Below are 1,177 nucleotides of genomic sequence, written 5' to 3' on the forward strand. Positions count from 1 at the left end.
TATTATGGACAGTCTACTACGCCACGATCCCTATTACTCCGTTGAGAGTCGCGCCACTCAAGAGTTATTGCGAACAGTTATCAATTGCTAAATACGTCCATCTTGGCCCAATGCCAAATAGGGTGCGATTGCGCGATCGGGCAGCGCCTTATATTTTTATTTATCCCGCCTGACGCTTACTCGAAGCCGCTAGTGTTGAAGGAATTGGAACTTTTTACTGAAAGTCTACCGCGATTGAACGATCCAAAATTATGACTGTTAATGCCGACACACAAGTTTACAAAGGCTACACCATTGAAGTTGATATCGATCCAGTCCCAGGAATGAACTGGCGATTGCAGATCAAAGACTCACAAGGAAGATTATTTAGTGAAGTTTCTCTTTGCAATTCCAAGGAAGCAGCCTTTACAGTTGCGTGGGAAATTATCGACGCTGAGGAACGAATGCCAGGAGACATTGATTACCAACCTTTATCAGAGTTAAGAGACCATCAAGGGTAAACCTGTTACTAATATATCTGTGTGTAAAAAGTAATAGATATGGGCATGATGAATCTAAGTATAAGACATTCCCATGAAAAAACTTCTTGCTGGTCTATTGGTGGTGCTGCTAGTTGGTTGTTCAGCAAATGCCCGAACACAACAAAATCCTTCTGCAAAGGCGAATGAAACAATCGACTATCCATTTGCCTTGGCATTAAAGGATGGGAAAAAGCAGCCAGCGGAGATTGATGTATACAGGCAGGAATTTAAAAAATTTAAAAAACTCTGCATTGAATATGAGCAGACTTTAGCTGATATGGTCTACACATTTACCAAAAAAGCCAAGGCATCTGGTGACGAGGGATCTACAAATCTTGATACCTTGCAATCTTTTATTCAAACGGCAGAAAGCGGCTTCGAGCGTAAACCAGCACATTGCATCCAGATTTATCAGATGTACGTCGAAAGCTTGCAAGAAGGATCTGGCAAATAAGAAATCGGCTTGTGTGGATTTTGTACGCAATCGTTGACGGCTGGTGGCAGCGCTGCGCGTTGGGTAACTTCCGAGTTCAACTTCCAGCAACACGGCGCTAGTTGGTGGAAGTTGGAAGTAGAAGAGAGGAAGTCAGCCGTCAATTGCGATCGCGTTTCAGTCAACGACAACTCGGTTGGGGGTCGAAGCTAACTTTTGTCAA

General features: G+C 43.4%; 2 protein-coding genes. Both read left to right on the forward strand.

The genetic code is table 11. The features are described from left to right. Positions 1 to 251: 251 nt before the first annotated feature. Positions 252 to 500 carry a hypothetical protein gene (locus ACEYW6_RS36295; RefSeq protein WP_412983619.1) on the forward strand — a complete coding sequence of 83 codons (249 nt, stop codon included), beginning with the start codon at positions 252 to 254 and terminating at the stop codon, positions 498 to 500. A gap of 73 nt (positions 501 to 573) precedes the next feature. Next, a complete protein-coding gene (locus tag ACEYW6_RS36300; RefSeq protein ID WP_412983620.1) occupies positions 574 to 975 on the forward strand; it encodes a hypothetical protein in 402 nt (133 codons plus the stop codon). Positions 976 to 1,177: the final 202 nt, after the last annotated feature.

Source organism: Nostoc sp. UIC 10607 (assembly GCF_047228265.1).
In the GTDB taxonomy this organism is placed as follows: Bacteria; Cyanobacteriota; Cyanobacteriia; order Cyanobacteriales; family Nostocaceae; genus Nostoc; species Nostoc foliaceum_A.